The following is a 19256-nucleotide window of genomic DNA, read 5'->3' as shown; positions in this document are numbered from 1 at the left end:
ATGACAAACGTTTCATCTTGGCGCCGCTGAAAATGCTTTTCTCCAGGCCAAAAAAAACGCCCCGAACCAGTCGGGGCGTTTTCATGTGCGGCTCAGCGGAAGGGAATTACTTGCCTTCCCAGCGCTTCAGCACAAGGGTGGCGTTGGTGCCACCGAAGCCGAAGCTGTTGCTCATCACGGTGTTGATGGTGGCGTTCTCGCGGGTCTTGGTCAGCACCGGCAGATCGGCCACTTCAGGGTCCAGTTCGTCGATGTTGGCGGAACCGGCGATGAAGTTGCCTTCCATCATCAGCATGCAGTAGATCGCTTCGTGAACGCCGGCGGCGCCCAGGGAGTGACCCGACAGGCTCTTGGTGGAGCTGATGGCCGGGGCCTTGTCGCCGAACACTTCACGCACACCTTTCATTTCCGCAACGTCGCCGACCGGAGTCGAAGTGCCGTGGGTGTTCAGGTAGTCGATCGGGGTGTCGACGGTGGACAGCGCCTGCTGCATGCAGCGGATTGCGCCTTCGCCGCTTGGAGCCACCATGTCGTAGCCATCGGAGGTCGCGCCGTAGCCAACGATTTCCGCGTAGATCTTCGCGCCACGGGCCAGAGCGTGTTCCAGTTCCTCGACCACCACCATGCCGCCACCACCGGCGATGACGAAACCGTCACGGTCGGCGTCGTAGGCGCGGGAAGCTTGTTCCGGGGTGTCGTTACGCTTGCTGGACAGGGCGCCCATTGCGTCGAACAGGAACGACTGGCTCCAGTGCTCCTCTTCACCGCCACCGGCGAACACGATGTCCTGCTTGCCCATCTGGATCTGTTCCATGGCGGTACCGATGCAGTGAGCACTGGTGGCGCAGGCAGAAGCGATGGAGTAGTTCAGGCCCTTGATCTTGAACGGTGTGGCCAGGCAAGCCGAAACGGTGCTGCTCATGGTCCGCGTTACACGGTATGGGCCGACGCGCTTGACGCCTTTCTCGCGCAGGATGTCCAGCGCTTCCATCTGGTTCAGGGTCGACGCGCCGCCGGAACCTGCGATCAGGCCGGTACGCGGGTTGGATACCTGCTCTTCGGTCAGACCGGAGTCAGCGATGGCGTCTTTCATGGCCAGGTAGGCGTAAGCCGCTGCGTGGCCGACGAAGCGATAGATCTTGCGATCGATCAGCTCTTCAAGGTTGAGGTCGATGGAGCCGGAAACCTGGCTACGCAGACCCATTTCGGCATATTCCGGGTTGAACCGGATGCCAGGGCGGCTTGCACGCAGGTTAGCGGAGACGGTCTCTTTGTCATTGCCCAGGCACGAAACGATGCCCAGACCAGTGATAACGACGCGGCGCATGCGAATAACCCTTAGAAGTTGTCAGTGGAGGTGAACACGCCGACGCGAAGGCCTTCGGCGGTGTAGATTTCGCGACCGTCGACAGTCACCGAACCGTCGGCAATGGCCAGGTTCAGCTTGCCCTTGAGGACGCGCTTGATATGAATGTTGTAGGTGACTTTCTTGGCGGTCGGCAGGACCTGGCCGAAGAATTTCACTTCGCCCGAACCCAGCGCACGGCCACGGCCCGGCAGGCCTTGCCAGCCCAGGAAGAAACCGACCAGTTGCCACATGGCATCCAGACCCAGGCAGCCCGGCATCACCGGATCGCCTTCGAAGTGGCAAGCGAAGAACCACAGGTCAGGGTTGATATCCAGCTCGGCGACCAATTCACCTTTGCCGTACTTGCCGCCTTCTTCGCTGATCAGGGTGATGCGATCCACCATCAGCATGTTCGGGGCGGGCAGTTGCGCGTTACCTGGGCCGAACAGCTCACCGCGACTGCAGCGCAGCAGGTCTTCCCGAGTAAAGGCGTTTTGTTTGGTCATGCGAGCTCCTCAATAATCCCATGCGGCAGGTGGGGCAAATCTTCCCGGCCGATCGACGCGTTCATGCCTCGTACCGGCAGCCTACTCATAGACTATTGCGTTGTGGTGAAAGTCACAGCACCAAGGACATGAATGTACACTTGTGCACTGAAATTTTTAATCAAGCCCCTTTTGAGGCCCGTTCGGGTGCCTAAGACTGCCGCACTTTCGCTTTTCACGCCAGTCGCAGATGCTCGAAAAGGCCCCGTTACTGCACCCAGCGCTGCAGAATCTGCTGCAGATCATTGCGTTTGAATGGCTTGGCCAGGTAATCGTTCATCCCCGCCGACAGGCAGTTTTCCCGGTCGCCCTGCAACGCATTGGCGGTCAGGGCGATGATCGGCACATGGCCGCAACCGGGCAGGCGGCGGATCTGGCGGGTCGCTTCGTAGCCGTCGATGAGTGGCAAGCGGCAATCCATCAGGATCGCTTCGAAACGGCTGTCGCCGGCACTGCGCACCGCCTGCACGCCATCGGTGGCGACGCTGACAGTAAAGCCCAGGCTGCGCAACATGGCTTCGATCACCGTCTGGTTGACCGGGTTGTCCTCCACCAGCAGCACGTTGCGCCCTTCGCCATGACCGTCGCCGTTCAGCGTGCGCGGTGCGGCCAGCGCGGGCAGGGCCTGCTTATATAAAGCCAGGGGTATTTCCAGGGTGAAAACCGATCCGCGACCTTCTTCGCTCTGAGCGCGCAAGGTGCCGCCCATCCGCTCGGCGAGGGTGCGGGCAATCGGCAAGCCCAGGCCGGTGCCGCCATAACGACGGGAAATCGAGCTGTCGGCCTGCTGGAACGCGTTGAACATAAGCTCCAGGCTCTCCGGCGAAATGCCGATGCCGCTGTCACGTACCGCGCAGGTGAACCACAGCAACTCGTGATCCAGCGACTGCCACTGCGCCTCGATGCTGACGCGCCCCTGTTCGGTGAACTTCAGCGCATTGCCGACCAGGTTGACCAGAATTTGCCGGATCCGCGTCGGATCGCCCTGTACCTGCAAGTCGCGCATGTCTTCGGGGATTCGCAGTTGTAGGGCCAGCCCGCGTTGCGCCGCGCTGTGCTGGAACGACTGGGCGCAGGCGCCGATCACTTCGGCGAGGTTGAACGGAATGTGCTCCAGCTCCAGTTCCGAACGCTCGATGCGCGAGAAATCCAGAATGTCGTTGATCACCTTGAGCAGATGCTCGGTGGACTCGGAAGCCAGCGCCGCGTACTCGACCTGCTCCTCGGTCATTTCGGTGGTTTCCAGCAATTGCAGCATGCCCAGCACGCCGTTCATCGGGGTGCGCAGCTCATGGCTCATCATCGCCAGGAAATCCGATTTGGCATTGTTGGCTTTCTCGGCCTCTTCGCGGGTCTGGATCAGTTGCGCCATCGCCTGATGCTGTTCGCGGCTGGCCTGTTCCAGCGCCTGGGCCAGGTTGTTGATGTGCTGGGACAGGGCGCCCAGTTCGGTGTCATCGACAATCGGCAGCGGGGTCTTGTAGTCGCCGTCCTGAATCGCCTTGACCGCATTGCCGATGTCGCGAATCGGCTGCGAAAGGCTGCCGGCCAGCCGCCGCGCCAGGACAAACGTGAAGAGCAGGGCGAACAACGCCAGAATCCCGGCCTTGAGCAAAATCTCCTGTTGGCGCTGGCTGAAGGCGTCATTCGACAGCCCGACGATCACCCGCCCCAGATAATCCTCACTGGCCACGCCGGGATTGCTCTTGCCGTCCTGAAAGAAATCGTTGTGCAGGGCGATGCGTTGCAGCCGCACCGGGGCCTGGAACACTTCGACCTGATGCGGACGGTTGTGCGCATCCGCCGGCTGTTCGACATAGGCCAGAATCCGGTTGGCGCTGTCCTGCACTTCCAGAAACCGCACGTTCGGCGTGGCCAGCGTGGCCTTGAGCAGGCTTTCCAGGACTTCGTTGTTGCCGGAAATCACCCCGTACTCGGTGGCCGGTGCGAGCTGGTTGGCGATCAACTGGCCGGTGTGGTTCAGCTCCTGACGCAAATCCTGAATGCGCACGAAGGTGAAAAAGCTGATCAGCAGCAAGGTCAGCAACAGCGCAGGGCCCAGGCTGATCAACTGGGTGCGGGTGTTGATGTCCCAACGGCGGAAAATCATGGGCGGCGCTCTCCTTCGGCCAGCTCTGCGGCGACAGACGCTTCATTCATCGGTTCTATCCCTAAGGAACGAGCCACCTGCGCATTACTTGAGACTTTAAAACGCCCGGGGTAGAGCGTGCGCGGCCAGGTAGCCGGTGGCCGGTCCAGCAATTCGTCGAGGACGGCCAGCCAGTCGTTCTGATCGCTGTAGGTACTGGCCAGGCTGCCGGCACGGACGAAAGCAACATTCGGCCCGACCAGCGCCAGTTGCCGAGAGTAACTGCTGAGCAACAGGTTTTTTGCGGTTTTCGGGTTGTACAGGTCAGGGTCGTCGAGGCCCAGCAGCACGTCGCTGTTTTTCAGCACAGTCTGCAATGGGCGGCTGTCGTGGGTGTTGTCCCAGCGCTGCGGGACGATTTGCAGATTCAGCGGCTGGGCGGCCGATTGCAGCTCCTTGAGCAGGAATTCGCTGTGCTGATCGAACAGCACGCCGACTCGACCGGCCTGGGGCAGAATCCGGCGGATCAGTTGCAACTGACGACTCAGCGGCGGATCGGCCCACAGCAGACTCAAGTGAGGTGGTTGCGCGTCGCCGAAGCGTTGCCGGGCCTGCAAGCGGCTGATGCGCAGGACCAACGTCGCCGGGCCCTGGCTTTCCTGCATGCGCCAGTCGAGGCTCGGCAGATCCAGCAGAATCAGGCGCAGGCTCGACGGCAACTTGCCCGGCGCCGGCAGGCTGGCCAGCGGCTGGAAATGCACGCGGTCGGTCGGGCGCAGTTCGCTCAGGGCCTGAACGAAAGATTGCACGCCGGGGCTTTCTTCGGCGCCGGTCAGCAAAATGTCGGCCGCCTGCACCGCCACGCCATGCAGCCACGCTGTCAGGAACAGACAAAGCCCGGCCAGCCATTGGCCGAGTGTTGGCATCTTCCGTGACATGGCGTAGCGCATCTAGAACTCCAGCTCGGCGCTGAAATACACCACGCGGCGTTCGTCGTAATTGTTGTCGACGAAGGTGGTCGGCTCATGGTCGAGCCGCTGTTGCAGCACGCCGGCCAGTTGCAGTTGGGCCTTGCCCAAGGCGATGCGTTTGGCGATGCGCGTGTCGACCCGCTCGAAGCGGTAACCGTTGAGCGCGTTATCACCATAATAGAAGAGGGCGCTGTTCCAGCCGTGGCCCCAATCGCGCAGCCAGCCGGCCGAGCCGCTGTTGCGCGCGGTGAATTGCTGGTCCAGCGGATTGCTCGCCTCGGCGTCGACGAAGGCGTATGTCAGGCGCAAGCGGTCAGCCGCACTCAGGCGCCAGTCCAGTTGCGTCTCGGTGCCGCGAAACCGCGAATCGTTGGCGTTGCTGGCGATGTACTGATTGTTGCGCAGCGGCTCGCTGATCATCCCGGTGATTTCGTCGTAGAACAGCTTCACGTCCAGGGCCAGGCCCCACTCCGCGAAATAACCGTTGTAGCCCAGCTCCCGCGAGCGCATGTGTTCCTGGTCGAGATCGCCGGGGCCCCGGGTCTTGACGAAGTAGCGGGCTGAAGACTGGCCATAGGCGGCAGGCCGCAGGTTGGTCACCTGATAACTCCAGTTGACGTTGTTCTCGAACATGTCCGGCGAACGGATGGCTTCCGAATACACCGCGCGCAGGCTGTGCCGCGGGTTGAACAGGTAGTTGACTGCAAACCGGGGCGTCAGCGAGCTGCCGATCAATTGCGTGTCTTCGAACATGGCGCCGCCCTGCAACAGCCAGTGTTCGCTGGCGCGCCATTCGAGTTGGCCGAAGGCGCGCCAGGTGGTGTCGTCCAGCGTGCCGTTGAAATAGGTCTCGGAATCGGCACGGTCGTAACGATAGTTCAGGCCGCTGACCAGACGCAGGCTATCGGACAGGCTGAGGGTGTCCTGCAACTCCAGGTCGTAGCGCGATTCCCGGGCACTCTGGTCAATGTCGCCGCACAGGGTCTGGCGCGCACCGTTGCGCCACTGGTCCAGCACCTGATTGGCCAGGGTCATTTCCTGCGGCGTGCCGGCGGGTGCACCGGGGCCGGTGAACAGGGTCATGTTGCGCGCCAGGCGTTCGGTGTAGTTCGGGTTGAGCTGCCACAGCTCCGTCAGTTGCGGGCTGAACGACACTTCGGCGTCACAGGCGCGCCAGGTTTGTTGGCGATCCCAGTGTTGCGCAGAACCTTGCACATAAAGGCTGTGATCGGGATTGAGATCCAGATTCCAGCGCACCGACCCGGCGTAGTCCTTGGCAACCACGTCGGAATTGTTCCCGGCAGCGGTAATCCCGGAGAACACCGGACGGTAGGTATAGGGCCGTTGATTGGTCCCGTCCTTGGCGTTGACCTGCCAGTCCAGGCTCTGGTTATCGCTCAGGGTCTGGCTGACGGCGAGGCTGAAGCGGTTCAAGCGGCGGTTGTCGCGGTAATCGGCGCCGGTGCGGTCGCTGTCGAAGCCGTCGTCTTCCTGGCCGGACAGCGACAGACGCAGATCGCCGCCATTCCAGCCGGTGCTCTGACTGGCGTAGAAGTCGTTGATGCCGCGTTGGCCGCGCGTCAGCTTCAGCCGTGTGCCGTGGCTGTCCGCCGGGTTGCGGGTGATGATGTTGACCACCGCCATCAGCGCGTTGGCGCCGTAGCTGACGGTGTTCGGGCCGCGAAAGACTTCGATGCGCTCGATGTCTTCCATGGCCACCGGGATGTCGCTCCAGTCCACGGTCGCGAGACCGGCGCGGTACACCGAGCGGCCGTCGATCAACACTTGCATGCGTCGGGCTTCAGTGGCGTTGGTCCCGTGATAATTCACCACCGCCTGATTGCCGCTGATATTGCCGACCATCATCCCCGGCACCAGCCGCAACAGCTCGCTGATGTCCCGGGCGCCGCTGGCGCTGATCAGTTCGCTGTCGAGGACGGTCATGCTGCCCGGGACCTCCGCCGGCGACTGTTTCAGCCGCGTGGCGGTCAGGATCTGCGGCAAGGCCTCACTGTCGACAAACAGGTCGTCCGCCAGCAGCACCGGGCTGAACAGCAGCGCCAGCAGCAGGGACGAACGCGGGGAAGGGGGGCCAGAAAACACGACGCAGCCTTGATAGCAAAGAATTAGCGCGCATGTTAACCGAGGTCGACGACTTTTCCAGTCACGTTGCAGGCATTTTCCTCGGTTTTATTGGTCTTCTTCCTACAAATGCGGGTAATTGACGCCGGGGCTGTCCGAGAAGGGGACGCTCCGTATAATGCCGGCATCGCCACTGGTATGGATTAACGGATTACATATGACTGAACAGCGCCCGATTGCGGTCCTGGGAGGCGGAAGTTTCGGTACCGCCGTGGCCAATCTGTTGGCCGAGAACGGCCATCAAGTCCGGCAGTGGATGCGTGACCCCGAGCAGGCAGAGGCCATCCGGGTCAATCGCGAGAACCCGCGTTACCTCAAAGGCATCAAGATTCTGCCGGGCGTGACTGCGGTCACCGACCTGCAGGAAACCCTCGACGCCTGCGATTTGTGTTTCGTCGCGTTGCCGTCCAGCGCGCTGCGCACGGTGTTGGCGGCGCACGCCGAACGCTTGAGCGGCAAGATGCTGGTCAGCCTGACCAAAGGCATCGAAGCCCACACGTTCAAACTGATGAGCCAGATTCTCGAAGAGATCGCCCCGCAAGCGCGCATCGGCGTGCTGTCCGGGCCGAACCTCGCGCGGGAAATCGCCGAGCACGCGCTGACCGCCACCGTGGTCGCCAGCGAAGATGAAGAACTCTGCAAAGCCGTGCAGGCCGCATTGCATGGCCGCACTTTCCGCGTCTACGCCAGCGCCGACCGTTTCGGTGTGGAACTGGGCGGCGCACTGAAAAACGTGTACGCGATCATCGCTGGCATGGCGGTGGCGCTGGAGATGGGCGAGAACACCAAGAGCATGCTGATCACCCGCGCCCTGGCCGAGATGACCCGGTTTGCGGTGAATCAGGGCGCCAACCCGATGACCTTCCTCGGTCTGGCCGGGGTCGGCGATCTGATCGTCACCTGCTCGTCGCCGAAAAGCCGCAACTACCAGGTCGGTTTCGCCCTCGGTCAGGGCTTGAGCCTCGACGAAGCGGTGTCGCGCCTCGGTGAAGTGGCGGAAGGGGTCAACACCCTGAAAGTGCTCAAGGCCAAGTCCCAGGACGTCGGCGTGTACATGCCGCTGGTCGCCGGATTGCATGCGATCCTGTTCGAAGGGCGCACGCTTGAGCAGGTAATCGGTCTTCTGATGAGAGGCGAGCCGAAAACCGACGTCGACTTTATTTCCACCAGTGGTTTCAACTGATTCAGCAGGGAGCAGGGCATGAACGATCCGAAAACCGAAGCCAAATATGAATCCATCCTCCTGCGGGTGTTGTGGATGATCATCTACGTGCTGGTCTGGCAGGTAGCGCAGTTCATCCTCGGCGCGGTGGTGCTGGTGCAGTTGATCTATCGTTTGATCTATGGCGCCCCGAGCGCCAGCCTGATGAATTTCGGCGACAGCCTGAGCCAGTTTCTGGCGCAGATCGGTCGTTTCGGCAGCTTCCACAGCGACCAGAAACCCTGGCCGTTCGCCGACTGGCCGACGCCGCGTACTCCGGAAGGTGAAGCGCCACACGTTGTCGCGCCGGCACCGCATCCGGCCCGGGATGAGGAACCCAAGCTATGAAACTCTGGGTATTGCGTCACGGTGAGGCCGAGCCCTATGGCTCGCGCCCCGACTCCGAGCGGGAACTGACCGCCCACGGTCGCAAGGAAGTGTTGAGCAGCGCGGCCCGTTTGATGGGCCAGCCGCTGACCGCCATATACGCCAGCCCGTACCTGCGGGCGCAGCAGACGGCGCAACTGGTGCGCGAAGCCCTCGGCTTCGAGCCGGAGATCCGCACAGTCGAGTGGCTGACCCCGGAAGTTGACCCGGACCGCGTTGCCGAGCAACTGGTGTCGGTGAGCAACGTGCTGCTGGTCAGCCACAATCCGCTGGTGGGCAATCTGCTCAGCTACCTGCAACACGGTGCGGGTTATCCACCGGAAAAGGTCAGCACCGCCGGGCTGGCCGAGCTCGAACACAGCGAATTGCTGATCGGTTCGATGACGCTCAACAGCCTTAAACATCCCTGAAATTTTTTGTACGAAATAGTCAACCAAGCACTTGCTTGGTTGACTACGCTTGCTCCAGACCAAAAAACAGGAGCGAGTCGAATGTCTTCCGCCTTCCGTTTGCCGCTGGACGTGTTTTACGAACGCGAGGCCCGGCACCCGCGTCAGCGCTTTCTGGTGCAGCCGATCGGCGGCGGGCAGGTCGAGACACTGACCTGGGCCGACGTCGGCCATCAGGCCCGCTGCGCCGCGCATTGGCTGCGCTCCCGGGAGTTGCCGCAAGGCAGCCACATCGCCCTGATCTCGAAAAACTGCGCGCACTGGATCATCGCCGACCTGGCGATCTGGATGGCCGGGCATGTCTCTGTGCCGCTCTATCCGAACCTCACCGCCGAATCGGTGAATCAGGTGCTGACCCACTCGGAAAGCGTGCTGGCGTTCATCGGCAAGCTCGATGACTGGCCGGGTATGTCGCCAGGTGTGCCGGCGGGGCTGACCACCGTCAGCTTGCCGCTGCACCCACCGGGCACGTTCGATTTCAACTGGGACGATGTGCAGCGCAGCTCGCCGATCCAGGACGATCCGCGTCCCGCCGCCGAGCAACTGGCGACCATCATTTACACCTCCGGCACTACGGGCCTGCCCAAGGGCGTGATGCACAGTTTCGCCAATCTCGGGTTCGCGACGACGCGCGGCACGCAGTTGTTCGGTCTCAATGAGCACGACCGGCTGCTGTCGTATCTGCCGCTGTGTCATGTCGCCGAGCGGATGTTTGTCGAACTGGCGTCGATCTATACCGGGCAGACGGTGTTTTTCGCCGAGAGCCTCGACACCTTTCTCGCCGATCTCAAGCGGGCGCGGCCGACGGCGATGTTCGGGGTGCCGCGGATCTGGACCAAGTTCCAGATGGGCGTCTACAGCAAGATCCCGGCAAAACGTCTGGATTTCCTGCTCGGTCTGCCCTTTATCGGCAAACGGATCGGCCACAAGGTATTGGCGGGGTTGGGGCTGGATGCGTTGCGCGTGGCGCTGTCCGGTGCGGCGCCGGTGCCGCTGACCCTGTTGCGCTGGTATCAGAAACTCGGGCTCGACGTGCTGGAGGTCTACGGCATGACCGAAAGCTGCGGGTATTCGCACATCTGCCTGCCGGGGCAATACAAGGAAGGCTGGATCGGCCGGCCATGCCCCGACGTGGAAGTGCGGATCGATGAGTCCGGCGAAGTGCAGGTGCGCAGCCAGGCGAACATGCTCGGCTATTTCAAGGAACCGCAGAAAACCGCCGAGACCCTCACCGAAGATGGCTTCCTGCGCACCGGCGACAAGGGCGAGCAGGACGCCGAAGGGCGTTTGCGCCTGACCGGGCGGCTCAAGGAGATCTTCAAGACCAGCAAGGGCAAGTACGTCGCCCCGGCGCCGATCGAAAACCGGCTGGCGGTGCATTCGCGGATCGAGCAGGTCTGCGTGGTCGGCGACGGTCTGAGTGCGCCGCTGGGGTTGTGCGTGCTCTCGGCCGTGGGCCGGGAAGAGGCCCGCGCGCCGCTGCATTCGAGCCTGGAAAAATTGCTGGAGGAGGTCAACGCCGTACTCGACAAGCACGAGCGCCTGCGCCGGCTGGTGGTGGTCAAGGACAGCTGGGCGGTGGAGAACGGCTTCCTCACGCCGACTTTGAAGATCAAACGCAACATCATCGAAGACACCTACGGCGCACGTTTCGAAGAATGGAGCGAGCGCAGCGAGGCGGTGCTGTGGCAGGATTGAGCGTCGATCAAAACAACAAAGGAAGCCTGCGATGACCTTGTGGCGCACCACTCCGAACATCGAGCAGTTGAACGCAATCCAGAAGAACACCATCGGCGAAGTGCTGGACATCCGCTTCGAATCCTTCGACGAGGAGTCGCTGACGGCCAGCATGGTCATCGACCATCGCACCCATCAGCCTTACGGCCTGCTGCACGGCGGCGCCTCGGTGGTGCTGGCAGAAACCGTCGGCTCGATGGCCAGTTACCTGTGCATCGACGCCAGCAAGTTCTATTGCGTGGGCCTGGAAATCAACGCCAACCACTTGCGCGGACTGCGTAGCGGACGGGTGACGGCAGTGGCCAAACCGATCCACATCGGCCGTACCACCCACGTCTGGGACATTCGCCTGACCAGCGATGAAGGCAAGGCCAGTTGTGTGTCGCGCCTGACCATGGCAGTGGTGCCGCTGGGAGAACAACCGCCGGCGCGTTGATGGCCGAAGCGTCATAGCCCTGACCGGACTGTCATCATTCCTGGCAGTTACGGTCATTGCTGTGGGACGCGGTCTTACGGACAATCAACGCCTGTTTTCCGCTCATGGATTTGCCGGTATGTCGCAACCGATCTTCTTCGCCCACGCCAACGGTTTCCCTTCGGGCACCTACGGCAAACTGTTCGCGGCGCTGGCGCCCGAGTACCGGGTCGCGCATCTGGAGCAACACGCCCATGACCCGCGTTTCCCGGCGGGTGACAACTGGTACCACCTGGTCGACGAACTCATCCATCACCTGCAACAGCAAGATGAGCCGGTGTGGGGCGTTGGCCATTCCTTTGGCGGCATGCTGCATTTGCACGCCGCACTGCGTTGCCCTGAACTGTATCGGGGCGTGGTGATGCTCGATTCGCCGGTGCTGACCCGCACGGATCAATGGGTGATCCGCGCCGCCAAGCGCTTTGGTTTCATCGACAAACTGACGCCGGCCGGTCGCACGCTGGGACGGCGCGAAGAGTTTGCCGATCTGGACAGTGCCCGTGGTTATTTTGCCGGCAAGACGTTGTTCCGCAGCTTTGATCCGGAATGTTTCGATGCCTATCTGCAGCACGGCCTGCACAAGGTCGGCGACAAGCTGCGCCTGCGCTTCGATCCTGCGACCGAGATCAGCATCTATCGCGGCGTGCCGCACACCAGTCCTGCGCATACCCGGCAATTGAAAGTGCCGCTGGCGGTGGTGCGCGGGCACAAAAGCCGTGTGGTGATGAACCACCACACCCGCTTCGTCGGACGCCTGCCTCAGGGCGAGTCGCTGACCGTGCCTGGCGGTCACATGTTTCCGCTTGAGCGTCCGCAGGACACCGCGCAATTACTGAAAAACCTGTTCGATCGCTGGGAGCGCCGGCAAGACAAGGATTGCGCATGAACCCCGGCGTCGAAGAAGTGCGCCTGAGCCTGCCGCATATCGAGCTGGCGGCGCACCTGTTCGGCCCGGAAGACGGGTTGCCGGTGATCGCCCTGCACGGCTGGCTGGACAACGCCAACAGCTTCGCGCGCCTGGCGCCGAAGCTCAAAGGCCTGCGCATCGTGGCGCTGGACATGGCCGGTCACGGGCATTCCGGGCATCGCCCGAACGGCGCCGGTTACGCACTGTGGGATTACGCCCATGACGTGCTGCAGGTCGCCGAACAACTGGGCTGGAAACGTTTCGGTCTGCTCGGGCATTCCATGGGCGCGATCGTGTCGCTAGTGCTCGCGGGATCGTTGCCCGAACGCATCACCCATCTGGCGTTGATCGACGGGGTGATTCCTCCTACCGACAAAGGCGAAAATGCCGCCGAGCGCATGGGCATGGCCTTACAGGCGCAACTCGATCTTCGGGAAAAGCGCAAACCGGTCTACAACACCCTCGACCGGGCGATCGAGGCGCGGATGAAAGGGCTGGTGGCGGTCAGTCGTGAAGCCGCCGAACTGCTGGCCCAGCGCGGTCTGATGCCGGTGCCCGGGGGTTACACCTGGCGCACCGACAATCGCCTGACCCTGCCATCGCCGCTGCGTCTGACACAGGAACAGGCGATGGCTTTCGTGCAGCGCATTGCCTGCCCCGCGCAATTGGTGGTCGCCGCCGACGGCATGCTGGCCCAACATCCGGAGCTGCTGGAACGTCTACCCTTTGACCGGGAACAGCTGCCGGGCGGGCACCATCTGCACCTTAACGATGAGGCCGGGGCCGACCTTGTCGCAGACTGTTTCAATCGGTTCTTCGCCATTCCTTGACTTGCTCCCGGCAACTGTCGAGGCTGGGCAGGTTGAAATGGGAGACAACCAAGATGGATTTCTACACCGCTGCGACTTCGAACTGCCCTCAAGGCACCCAGGCCATGCCCCTGCGATGAGCCTGTCCATGCGATCTATCAGTCTGCTGGCGCTGTGCTGTTTCAGTCCCTTTCTATTCGCTGCCGACCTGCCGGGCAGTCAGGACCTGCCGATCGTGCCGCGTGTGGCCGATGCGCAGATCGTCGACTATCGCCCCGCCGTGGAGCTGGAGCGGATCTACCCGCTCGGCTCGATCCGCAAGATCAGCGGCCAGTTGCGTTTCGACGGCCAGGTCAGCGCCCGGGGGCAAACCACCTCGGTGACCTACGAATTGCCGCCGGAACATTCCGCTACTGAAGCCTTCACTCTCGCTCGCGAAGCCCTGCAAAAGCAGGATGCCCAGCTTTTGTTCTGGTGCCAGGCCCGGGATTGCGGCGAGAGCAGCCTGTGGGCCAATGAGGTGTTCGGTAATGCCAAACTGTACGGTGCCGACGAGCAGCAGGCCTATCTGCTGCTGAGGCTCGCGGCCCCGCGCGACAACACGCTGGTGGCGCTGTACAGCATCACCCGGGGCAATCGCAAAGCCTATCTGCACGTTGAACAGTTCGAGGCGCTGGCACCGCTCGGTGACCTGCTGCCGACCTCGGCCACGTTGCTGCGGGAACTCAAAAGCACCGGCGAACTGGACTTTCCCAAGCTCGCTGGCGATCCGGATGACACCTGGCTGCGCTTGTTGTCCCGTGGCCTGAACCTCGACACCACGTTGCGGGTGACGGTGTCCGGGCCGAAAGCCGAGGCCTGGCGGCAAGCGCTGATCGGGCAAGGCGTGCGCGCCGCGCGAATGGAAACCGGTAGTGTCGACGGCGAAGGCCTGCACATCGATCTGTTGCGATAAGGTGTCTTTGGCGGACACGCTCGACGTGTTCGCCTACTCTTTGCCTGACTGATTTTTTTCGAGATTTCACATGCCCAATAATGATCGTCTGCTGGTGCAGATCCTGTTGCTGGTGCTGTTTGGTGCCAGTTTCTGGGTGATGGCGCCGTTCTGGTCGGCGCTGTTCTGGGGCGCGGTGCTGGCGTTTGCCAGCTGGCCGCTGATGCGCTTGCTGACCCGCTGGCTCAACGGCCGGGAATCCCTCGCGGCGCTGTTGCTGACCATGGGCTGGATGTTGCTGGTGGCGGGGCCGCTGGTGTGGCTCGGTTTTAACCTGGCCGATCACGTGCGCGATGCCACGGCGTTCATCAAGGATGTGCAGGTCGACGGACTGCCCGAGGCGCCGAGCTGGCTGGGCGGCGTGCCAGTAGTGGGCGAACGGCTTGTCGGGATCTGGAACAGCATCGATCAGCAGGGCGCGGCCCTGATGGTGACGGTCAAACCTTATCTGGGGCAGGTCGGCAACTGGTTGCTGGCGCGCAGTGCGCAGATCGGCAGCGGGATTCTCGAGCTGACCCTGAGCATTGTCTTCGTGTTCTTTTTCTACCGTGACGGGCCGCGATTGGCGGCATTCGTGCACAGTCTGCTGGAGCGCTTGATTGGTGACCGGGCCGGGTACTACATCGATCTGGTGGCCGGTACGGTGCAGCGGGTGGTCAACGGGGTGATCGGTACGGCGGCGGCGCAAGCGGTGCTGGCGCTGATCGGGTTCCTGATTGCCGGGGTGCCGGGGGCGCTGGTGCTGGGGATCGTGACGTTTCTGCTCAGCCTGATTCCTATGGGGCCGCCGCTGGTGTGGATTCCGGCCACGGCTTGGCTGGCCTGGAAGGGTGAGTACGGGATGGCGGTGTTTCTCGGGATCTGGGGGACGTTCATCATCAGTGGCGTGGATAACGTGCTGAAGCCGTATCTGATCAGCCGGGGCGGGAATCTGCCGTTGGTGATTGTGTTGCTTGGGGTGTTTGGCGGGTTGATTGCGTTTGGGTTTATCGGGTTGTTTATTGGGCCTACGCTTTTGGCTGTGGCTTATAGTTTGTTGACGGATTGGAGTAAGAGTCAGGCTCGGGTTTGAGGCTTTGTCTTGGCGGCCTTTGGGCCGACCAGGTTTTGGGTTGACTGTGTACATATCCGTTTCTTCGGTAACGGCGGCTTATGGTTTCGCCCTTACGGCGACTCACTTTTTTACAAGCGCCTAAAAAAGTAAGCAAAAAACGCTCGCCCCGGCGTTCGGCCCTCGCAGGCTCGGGTTCCTTCGCTCCGGCGTCCCTCCGGGGGCATCGACTTCGTCGATGAGTTCGGCTTCGCCAAACGGCACTGCGTGCCAATCCCCGGATGAACACCTCCACTCAGCCTTCCGAAGGGGCGGGTGGATCAACATCAAGAGCGTTGTCGAGCTAACGCTCATCCTGGTTTTGGATTACCTCACGTTGCCACATTCAAATACTTGCCCACCGACGCAGTGCTTTCGAGCGAGTACTGCTTGCTCAGATTGGCAATCATGCGGTTCAGCGCTTCGGTGGTGGTTTGAGTATTGCTGGCAGTCTGTTCGTCATCCGGGCGTTCGCGACCTGCATGCAGTGCAGCTTTCAGTTCGTCGCTGCTGACGCCTCCGCTGCTGTCGCTGTCCAGCACTTTGAGCAGTGCGGTGGCGGTGTCGGTGTTGTTCGAAGAGGTGCTGTCGCTGGTCTGCAGCGCGCTGTTCAGTTCGGTGGCGGTAACAGTGCCGTCGCCGTCTGCATCGAGTTGGCTGAACAGTTCGTCGCTGGAGGCTTGCGGTGGTGGGGGTGGCGGTGGGGTGAGGCTGGCGGCGAGTTCGTCCTGGCTGACGACGCCGTCTTCGTTTTTGTCCAGGGCCGAGAAGATTTTGCTGCTGTCGGCGGTGCTGCCGGCGCTGGTCAGGCCGTTGCTCAGTTCGTCGCTGCTGATGGCGCCGTCGCCGTCGGCGTCGAGGGCGCTGATCAGGGCGTCGGCGAGTTCGGTGTTGGGGGCCTGGTCGCCAGGGGGCGGCGGGGGCGGGGCCATGGCGGTCATTTCTTCGGCGCTGAGGCTGCCGCTGGAATCGCTGTCCAGATCGCCGAATTGTTTGCTCAGGCTGACCAGCAGGCCGTCGTTGGACTTTTGCGACAGGGCGCTGCCCAGTTCGTCCTGATCCACCGCGCCGTCGCCGTTGCTGTCGAGTTTGGCGAACAGTTCCTTTTGCAGTTGCTGGCTGCGGGCGTTTTGGGTGGAGGTGCTGCTGGTGCTGGTATAGCTCGTGTAGTTGCTGACGCTACCGATCATCGGGCTCACTCCTTGGACTGGAAAACCGGTGGGTGTACCGGCTTATGCAGCCTCCAGTCGCAAGGTGTCGTGGGTATGTGGGGTTTGTACCGGCCGGTACACAGTCGGGATCAGTGGCGGGGCAGCTGGATCACGGCGGTCAGGCCGCCGCCGGGTGTTTCTGCCAGGGTCAGTTGTCCGCCCTGGCGTTGCGCCGCTTCCCGGGCGATGGTCATGCCCAGGCCGACGCCGCCGGAGTTGCGGTTGCGTGAGCCTTCGAGGCGGAAGAACGGTTCGAACACGGCTTCGCGCTTGTCCGCCGCGATGCCCGGGCCGTGGTCGATGACGCGGATCAGCAGTTGTTCGCGCTGGTCTTGCAGTTCGATGTGCGCTTGGCCGGCGTAGCGCAGGGCGTTGTCCATCAGGTTGTTGATGCACGAGCGCAGCGCCATTGGTTGTACCTGCAAGGGGGCGCAGTGGCCGCTGACCTGCACGTCGGCACCTTGATCCTGGGCGTTTTCGCACAGTGATTCGACCAATGCCTGCACGTCCATCAATTGCAAGGCTTCGCTGGTGCGCTGTTCGTGCAGGTAGGTGAGGGTGGCGTCGAGCATGCCGATCATGTCGTCCAGATCCTGGCGCATCTGGCCTTGCAGCTTGTCGTCGTTGATGTTTTCCAGGCGCAGTTTCAGCCGCGACAGCGGGGTGCGCAGGTCGTGGGATACGGCGCCGAGCATTCGTGCGCGCTGCTGCACCTGTTCGCGGATGCGGTGTTGCATCAGGTTGAACGTGTGTGCGGCCTGCCGGGCTTCCCGGGGGCCGGTTTCGTCCAGCGGCGGGCTGTCGAGGTCTTCGCTCAGGCGTTCGGCTGCATCGCTCAGGCGCTGGATCGGCCGGGTCAGCAGCTTGGCGCCGTACCAGGCGGCGATGATCAGCGAGATGAACTGGAAGGTCAGCGGCACGATCGGCCCGCCGAACCAGGGGCGCGGCGGACGGGGCGGGTAGCGTGGATCCTGCGTCGGCTGTTTGCCGTCGATGCTTTCCGAGAACTCCGGCGGCGGAGGTGGTGGCGGCGGACCGTAGAGGCGGAACCATGCAAAGGCCAGCAAGTGCGCCAGGACGATCGCCACCAACAGCACGCCGAACAGACGGCCGAACAGCGTGTCGAAGCGCGCCCGCATCAGCCGATGTCTCGCGCGTCGAACAGGTAGCCTTCACCGCGTACGGTTTTGATCAACTGCGGAGCTTTCGGGTCGTCGCCGAGTTTTTGCCGCAGGCGCGAGACCAGCAGGTCGATGCTGCGGTCGAAGGCTTCGATCGAGCGGCCACGGGCGGCGTCCAGCAACTGTTCGCGGCTAAGCACCCGGCGCGGACGTTCGATGAACACCCAGAGCAGGCGGAATTCGGCGTTGGACAGCGGCACCACCAGACCATCGTCGGCGATCAACTGGCGCAGGACGCTGTTCAGGCGCCAGTTGTCGAAGCGAATGTTCGCACGCTGTTCGGTGCGGTCGTCGCGCACCCGACGCAGAATCGTCTGGATCCGCGCCACCAGTTCCCGAGGCTCGAACGGTTTGGCCATGTAGTCATCGGCGCCCAGTTCCAGGCCGATGATCCGGTCGGTGGGTTCGCAGCGGGCGGTGAGCATCAGGATCGGGATGTCGGACTCTGCGCGCAGCCAGCGGCACAGCGACAAGCCGTCTTCGCCGGGCAGCATCAGGTCGAGCACCACCACGTCGAAATGTTCGGCCTGCATCGCCTGACGCATCGCCGCACCGTCGGTGACACCGCTGGCGTGAATGTTGAACCGGGCCAGGTAGTCGATCATCAGTTCGCGGATCGGCACATCATCGTCGACGATCAGTGCGCGGATGCTCCAGCGCTTGTCGTCTTTCTGCTCGTCGTTCACGGAGGCTTGGGAGTTGTGCATGAGGCTGTTCATCTGCCAGTAGGCCGCCAACCACAAAGATAGGCTGCGAGGTTGTGGTTTCAGCATAGGCGTCCGGCCGTGAGGCGGGAAGAGCTGCTGTAAGGACTTGTTGCGGCTGGCGAGGCTAGCGCGGGCGCATGTTGCCGGCGTGTCGGTTGTGTATCGGGTTCGACACAATACCCTGCAAGGCTATGCTGATCACGGTTGGCGCGACGATTTACCGATCATCGGGTGCCGCGCCGCCGCCGGTTCCGCTACAATGCGCGCCGATTTCGACTTGCCTGAGAGCCCATCCATGTCCGCCTGCCAGACTCCTATCATCGTCGCCCTGGATTTCCCTACCCGTGACGCCGCACTGAAGCTGGCCGACCAGTTGGACCCGAAACTGTGCCGGGTCAAAGTGGGCAAGGAACTGTTCACCAGCTGCGCCGCGGAAATCGTCGGCACCCTGCGTGACAAGGGTTTTGAAGTATTCCTCGACCTGAAATTCCACGACATTCCCAACACCACGGCGATGGCGGTCAAGGCCGCTGCCGAGATGGGCGTGTGGATGGTCAACGTTCACTGCTCCGGCGGCCTGCGCATGATGGCGGCCTGCCGTGAGGAGCTGGACAAGCGCAGCGGCCCGCAGCCGTTGCTGATCGGCGTGACCGTGCTGACCAGCATGGAGCGTGAAGATCTGGCGGGTATCGGTCTGGACATCGAGCCGCAGGAGCAGGTGCTGCGTCTGGCGGCACTGGCCGAGAAGGCCGGGATGGACGGTCTGGTGTGCTCGGCGCTGGAAGCCACTGCGCTGAAAACCGCGCATCCGTCGCTGCAACTGGTGACCCCGGGGATTCGTCCGGCGGGCAGCGCCCAGGACGACCAGCGTCGCATCCTGACCCCGCGTCAGGCGCTGGATGCCGGTTCCGACTATCTGGTGATCGGCCGTCCGATCAGCCAGGCGGCGGATCCGGCCAAGGCACTGGCCTCGGTGGTTGCCGAACTGGCCTGAGCGAACAGCTGAAGCATCA

The 19256-nt window shown here is 62.5% G+C and carries 18 protein-coding genes; 10 read left to right on the top strand and 8 right to left on the bottom strand.

Going from position 1 to position 19256, the window contains the following annotated elements:
* Positions 1–106: 106 nt before the first annotated feature.
* The 5 genes from fabB to AC0R79_RS22910 form a co-directional block, all read right to left on the bottom strand.
* A complete protein-coding gene (gene fabB / locus AC0R79_RS22930; protein ID WP_007957797.1) occupies positions 107–1327 on the bottom strand; it encodes a beta-ketoacyl-ACP synthase I in 1221 nt (406 codons plus the stop codon).
* An 11-nt stretch (positions 1328–1338) separates the two neighbouring features.
* The gene (gene fabA / locus AC0R79_RS22925) at positions 1339–1854 is read right to left on the bottom strand and encodes a 3-hydroxyacyl-[acyl-carrier-protein] dehydratase FabA (protein ID WP_003227150.1); all 516 of its coding nucleotides are present in this window, start codon (positions 1852–1854) and stop codon (positions 1339–1341) included.
* Between the two features lie 247 nt (positions 1855–2101).
* Entirely contained in the window at positions 2102–4003 is a 1902-nt protein-coding gene (locus tag AC0R79_RS22920) for an ATP-binding protein (RefSeq protein WP_085607384.1), read from the bottom strand.
* Positions 4000–4932: an ABC transporter substrate-binding protein gene (locus AC0R79_RS22915; RefSeq protein ID WP_085745092.1), complete on the bottom strand. Its 933-nt coding sequence runs from the start codon at positions 4930–4932 to the stop codon at positions 4000–4002. The genes AC0R79_RS22920 and AC0R79_RS22915 overlap by 4 nt, the downstream gene beginning before the upstream one ends.
* A complete protein-coding gene (locus AC0R79_RS22910; protein WP_474731768.1) occupies positions 4933–7056 on the bottom strand; it encodes a TonB-dependent receptor plug domain-containing protein in 2124 nt (707 codons plus the stop codon).
* 196 nt (positions 7057–7252) lie between these two features.
* On the opposite strand from AC0R79_RS22910, the gene AC0R79_RS22905 reads away from it, so the two are divergent.
* The 9 genes from AC0R79_RS22905 to AC0R79_RS22865 all read left to right on the top strand — a co-directional run bounded on the left by AC0R79_RS22905 (position 7253) and on the right by AC0R79_RS22865 (position 15126).
* The gene (locus AC0R79_RS22905; RefSeq protein WP_007957803.1) at positions 7253–8278 is read left to right on the top strand and encodes an NAD(P)H-dependent glycerol-3-phosphate dehydrogenase; all 1026 of its coding nucleotides are present in this window, start codon (positions 7253–7255) and stop codon (positions 8276–8278) included.
* An 18-nt stretch (positions 8279–8296) separates the two neighbouring features.
* Positions 8297–8644 carry a DUF4389 domain-containing protein gene (locus AC0R79_RS22900; protein WP_115078878.1) on the top strand — a complete coding sequence of 116 codons (348 nt, stop codon included), beginning with the start codon at positions 8297–8299 and terminating at the stop codon, positions 8642–8644.
* A complete protein-coding gene (gene sixA, locus AC0R79_RS22895) occupies positions 8641–9093 on the top strand; it encodes a phosphohistidine phosphatase SixA (RefSeq protein WP_007957806.1) in 453 nt (150 codons plus the stop codon). Before AC0R79_RS22900 ends, sixA begins: the two co-directional genes overlap by 4 nt.
* 81 nt (positions 9094–9174) lie before the next feature.
* Positions 9175–10830, top strand: coding sequence for an AMP-binding protein (locus AC0R79_RS22890; protein WP_127799368.1), 1656 nt, complete (start codon positions 9175–9177; stop codon positions 10828–10830).
* A 31-nt stretch (positions 10831–10861) separates the two neighbouring features.
* Positions 10862–11305: a hotdog fold thioesterase gene (locus AC0R79_RS22885; protein ID WP_007957810.1), complete on the top strand. Its 444-nt coding sequence runs from the start codon at positions 10862–10864 to the stop codon at positions 11303–11305.
* A 118-nt stretch (positions 11306–11423) separates the two neighbouring features.
* Positions 11424–12230: an alpha/beta fold hydrolase gene (locus AC0R79_RS22880; protein WP_085683559.1), complete on the top strand. Its 807-nt coding sequence runs from the start codon at positions 11424–11426 to the stop codon at positions 12228–12230.
* Entirely contained in the window at positions 12227–13081 is an 855-nt protein-coding gene (locus tag AC0R79_RS22875) for an alpha/beta hydrolase (RefSeq protein WP_474731767.1), read from the top strand. The genes AC0R79_RS22880 and AC0R79_RS22875 overlap by 4 nt, the downstream gene beginning before the upstream one ends.
* A gap of 127 nt (positions 13082–13208) precedes the next feature.
* Positions 13209–14015 carry a DUF4892 domain-containing protein gene (locus AC0R79_RS22870; RefSeq protein WP_474731766.1) on the top strand — a complete coding sequence of 269 codons (807 nt, stop codon included), beginning with the start codon at positions 13209–13211 and terminating at the stop codon, positions 14013–14015.
* Positions 14016–14085: 70 nt separating this feature from the next.
* A complete protein-coding gene (locus AC0R79_RS22865) occupies positions 14086–15126 on the top strand; it encodes an AI-2E family transporter (protein ID WP_007957818.1) in 1041 nt (346 codons plus the stop codon).
* A 350-nt stretch (positions 15127–15476) separates the two neighbouring features.
* Here the strand turns inward: AC0R79_RS22865 and xopAW are convergent, their stop codons facing one another.
* From xopAW to AC0R79_RS22850, 3 genes are all read right to left on the bottom strand, one after another.
* Entirely contained in the window at positions 15477–16334 is an 858-nt protein-coding gene (gene xopAW / locus AC0R79_RS22860) for an EF-hand domain-containing protein (protein ID WP_085695832.1), read from the bottom strand.
* A gap of 110 nt (positions 16335–16444) precedes the next feature.
* The gene (locus tag AC0R79_RS22855; protein ID WP_474731765.1) at positions 16445–17494 is read right to left on the bottom strand and encodes a sensor histidine kinase; all 1050 of its coding nucleotides are present in this window, start codon (positions 17492–17494) and stop codon (positions 16445–16447) included.
* Positions 17494–18243 carry a response regulator gene (locus tag AC0R79_RS22850; protein ID WP_085607468.1) on the bottom strand — a complete coding sequence of 250 codons (750 nt, stop codon included), beginning with the start codon at positions 18241–18243 and terminating at the stop codon, positions 17494–17496. The genes AC0R79_RS22855 and AC0R79_RS22850 overlap by 1 nt, the downstream gene beginning before the upstream one ends.
* A 295-nt stretch (positions 18244–18538) precedes the next feature.
* Here AC0R79_RS22850 and pyrF point away from each other — a divergent pair, with 295 nt between their 5' ends.
* A complete protein-coding gene (pyrF, locus tag AC0R79_RS22845; RefSeq protein WP_007960372.1) occupies positions 18539–19237 on the top strand; it encodes an orotidine-5'-phosphate decarboxylase in 699 nt (232 codons plus the stop codon).
* Positions 19238–19256: the final 19 nt, after the last annotated feature.

It is taken from the genome of Pseudomonas sp. HD57-3, from assembly GCF_056113135.1.
Note: the sequence above shows the minus strand (reverse complement) of the source record. Positions and strands in the feature narration are given on the sequence as shown.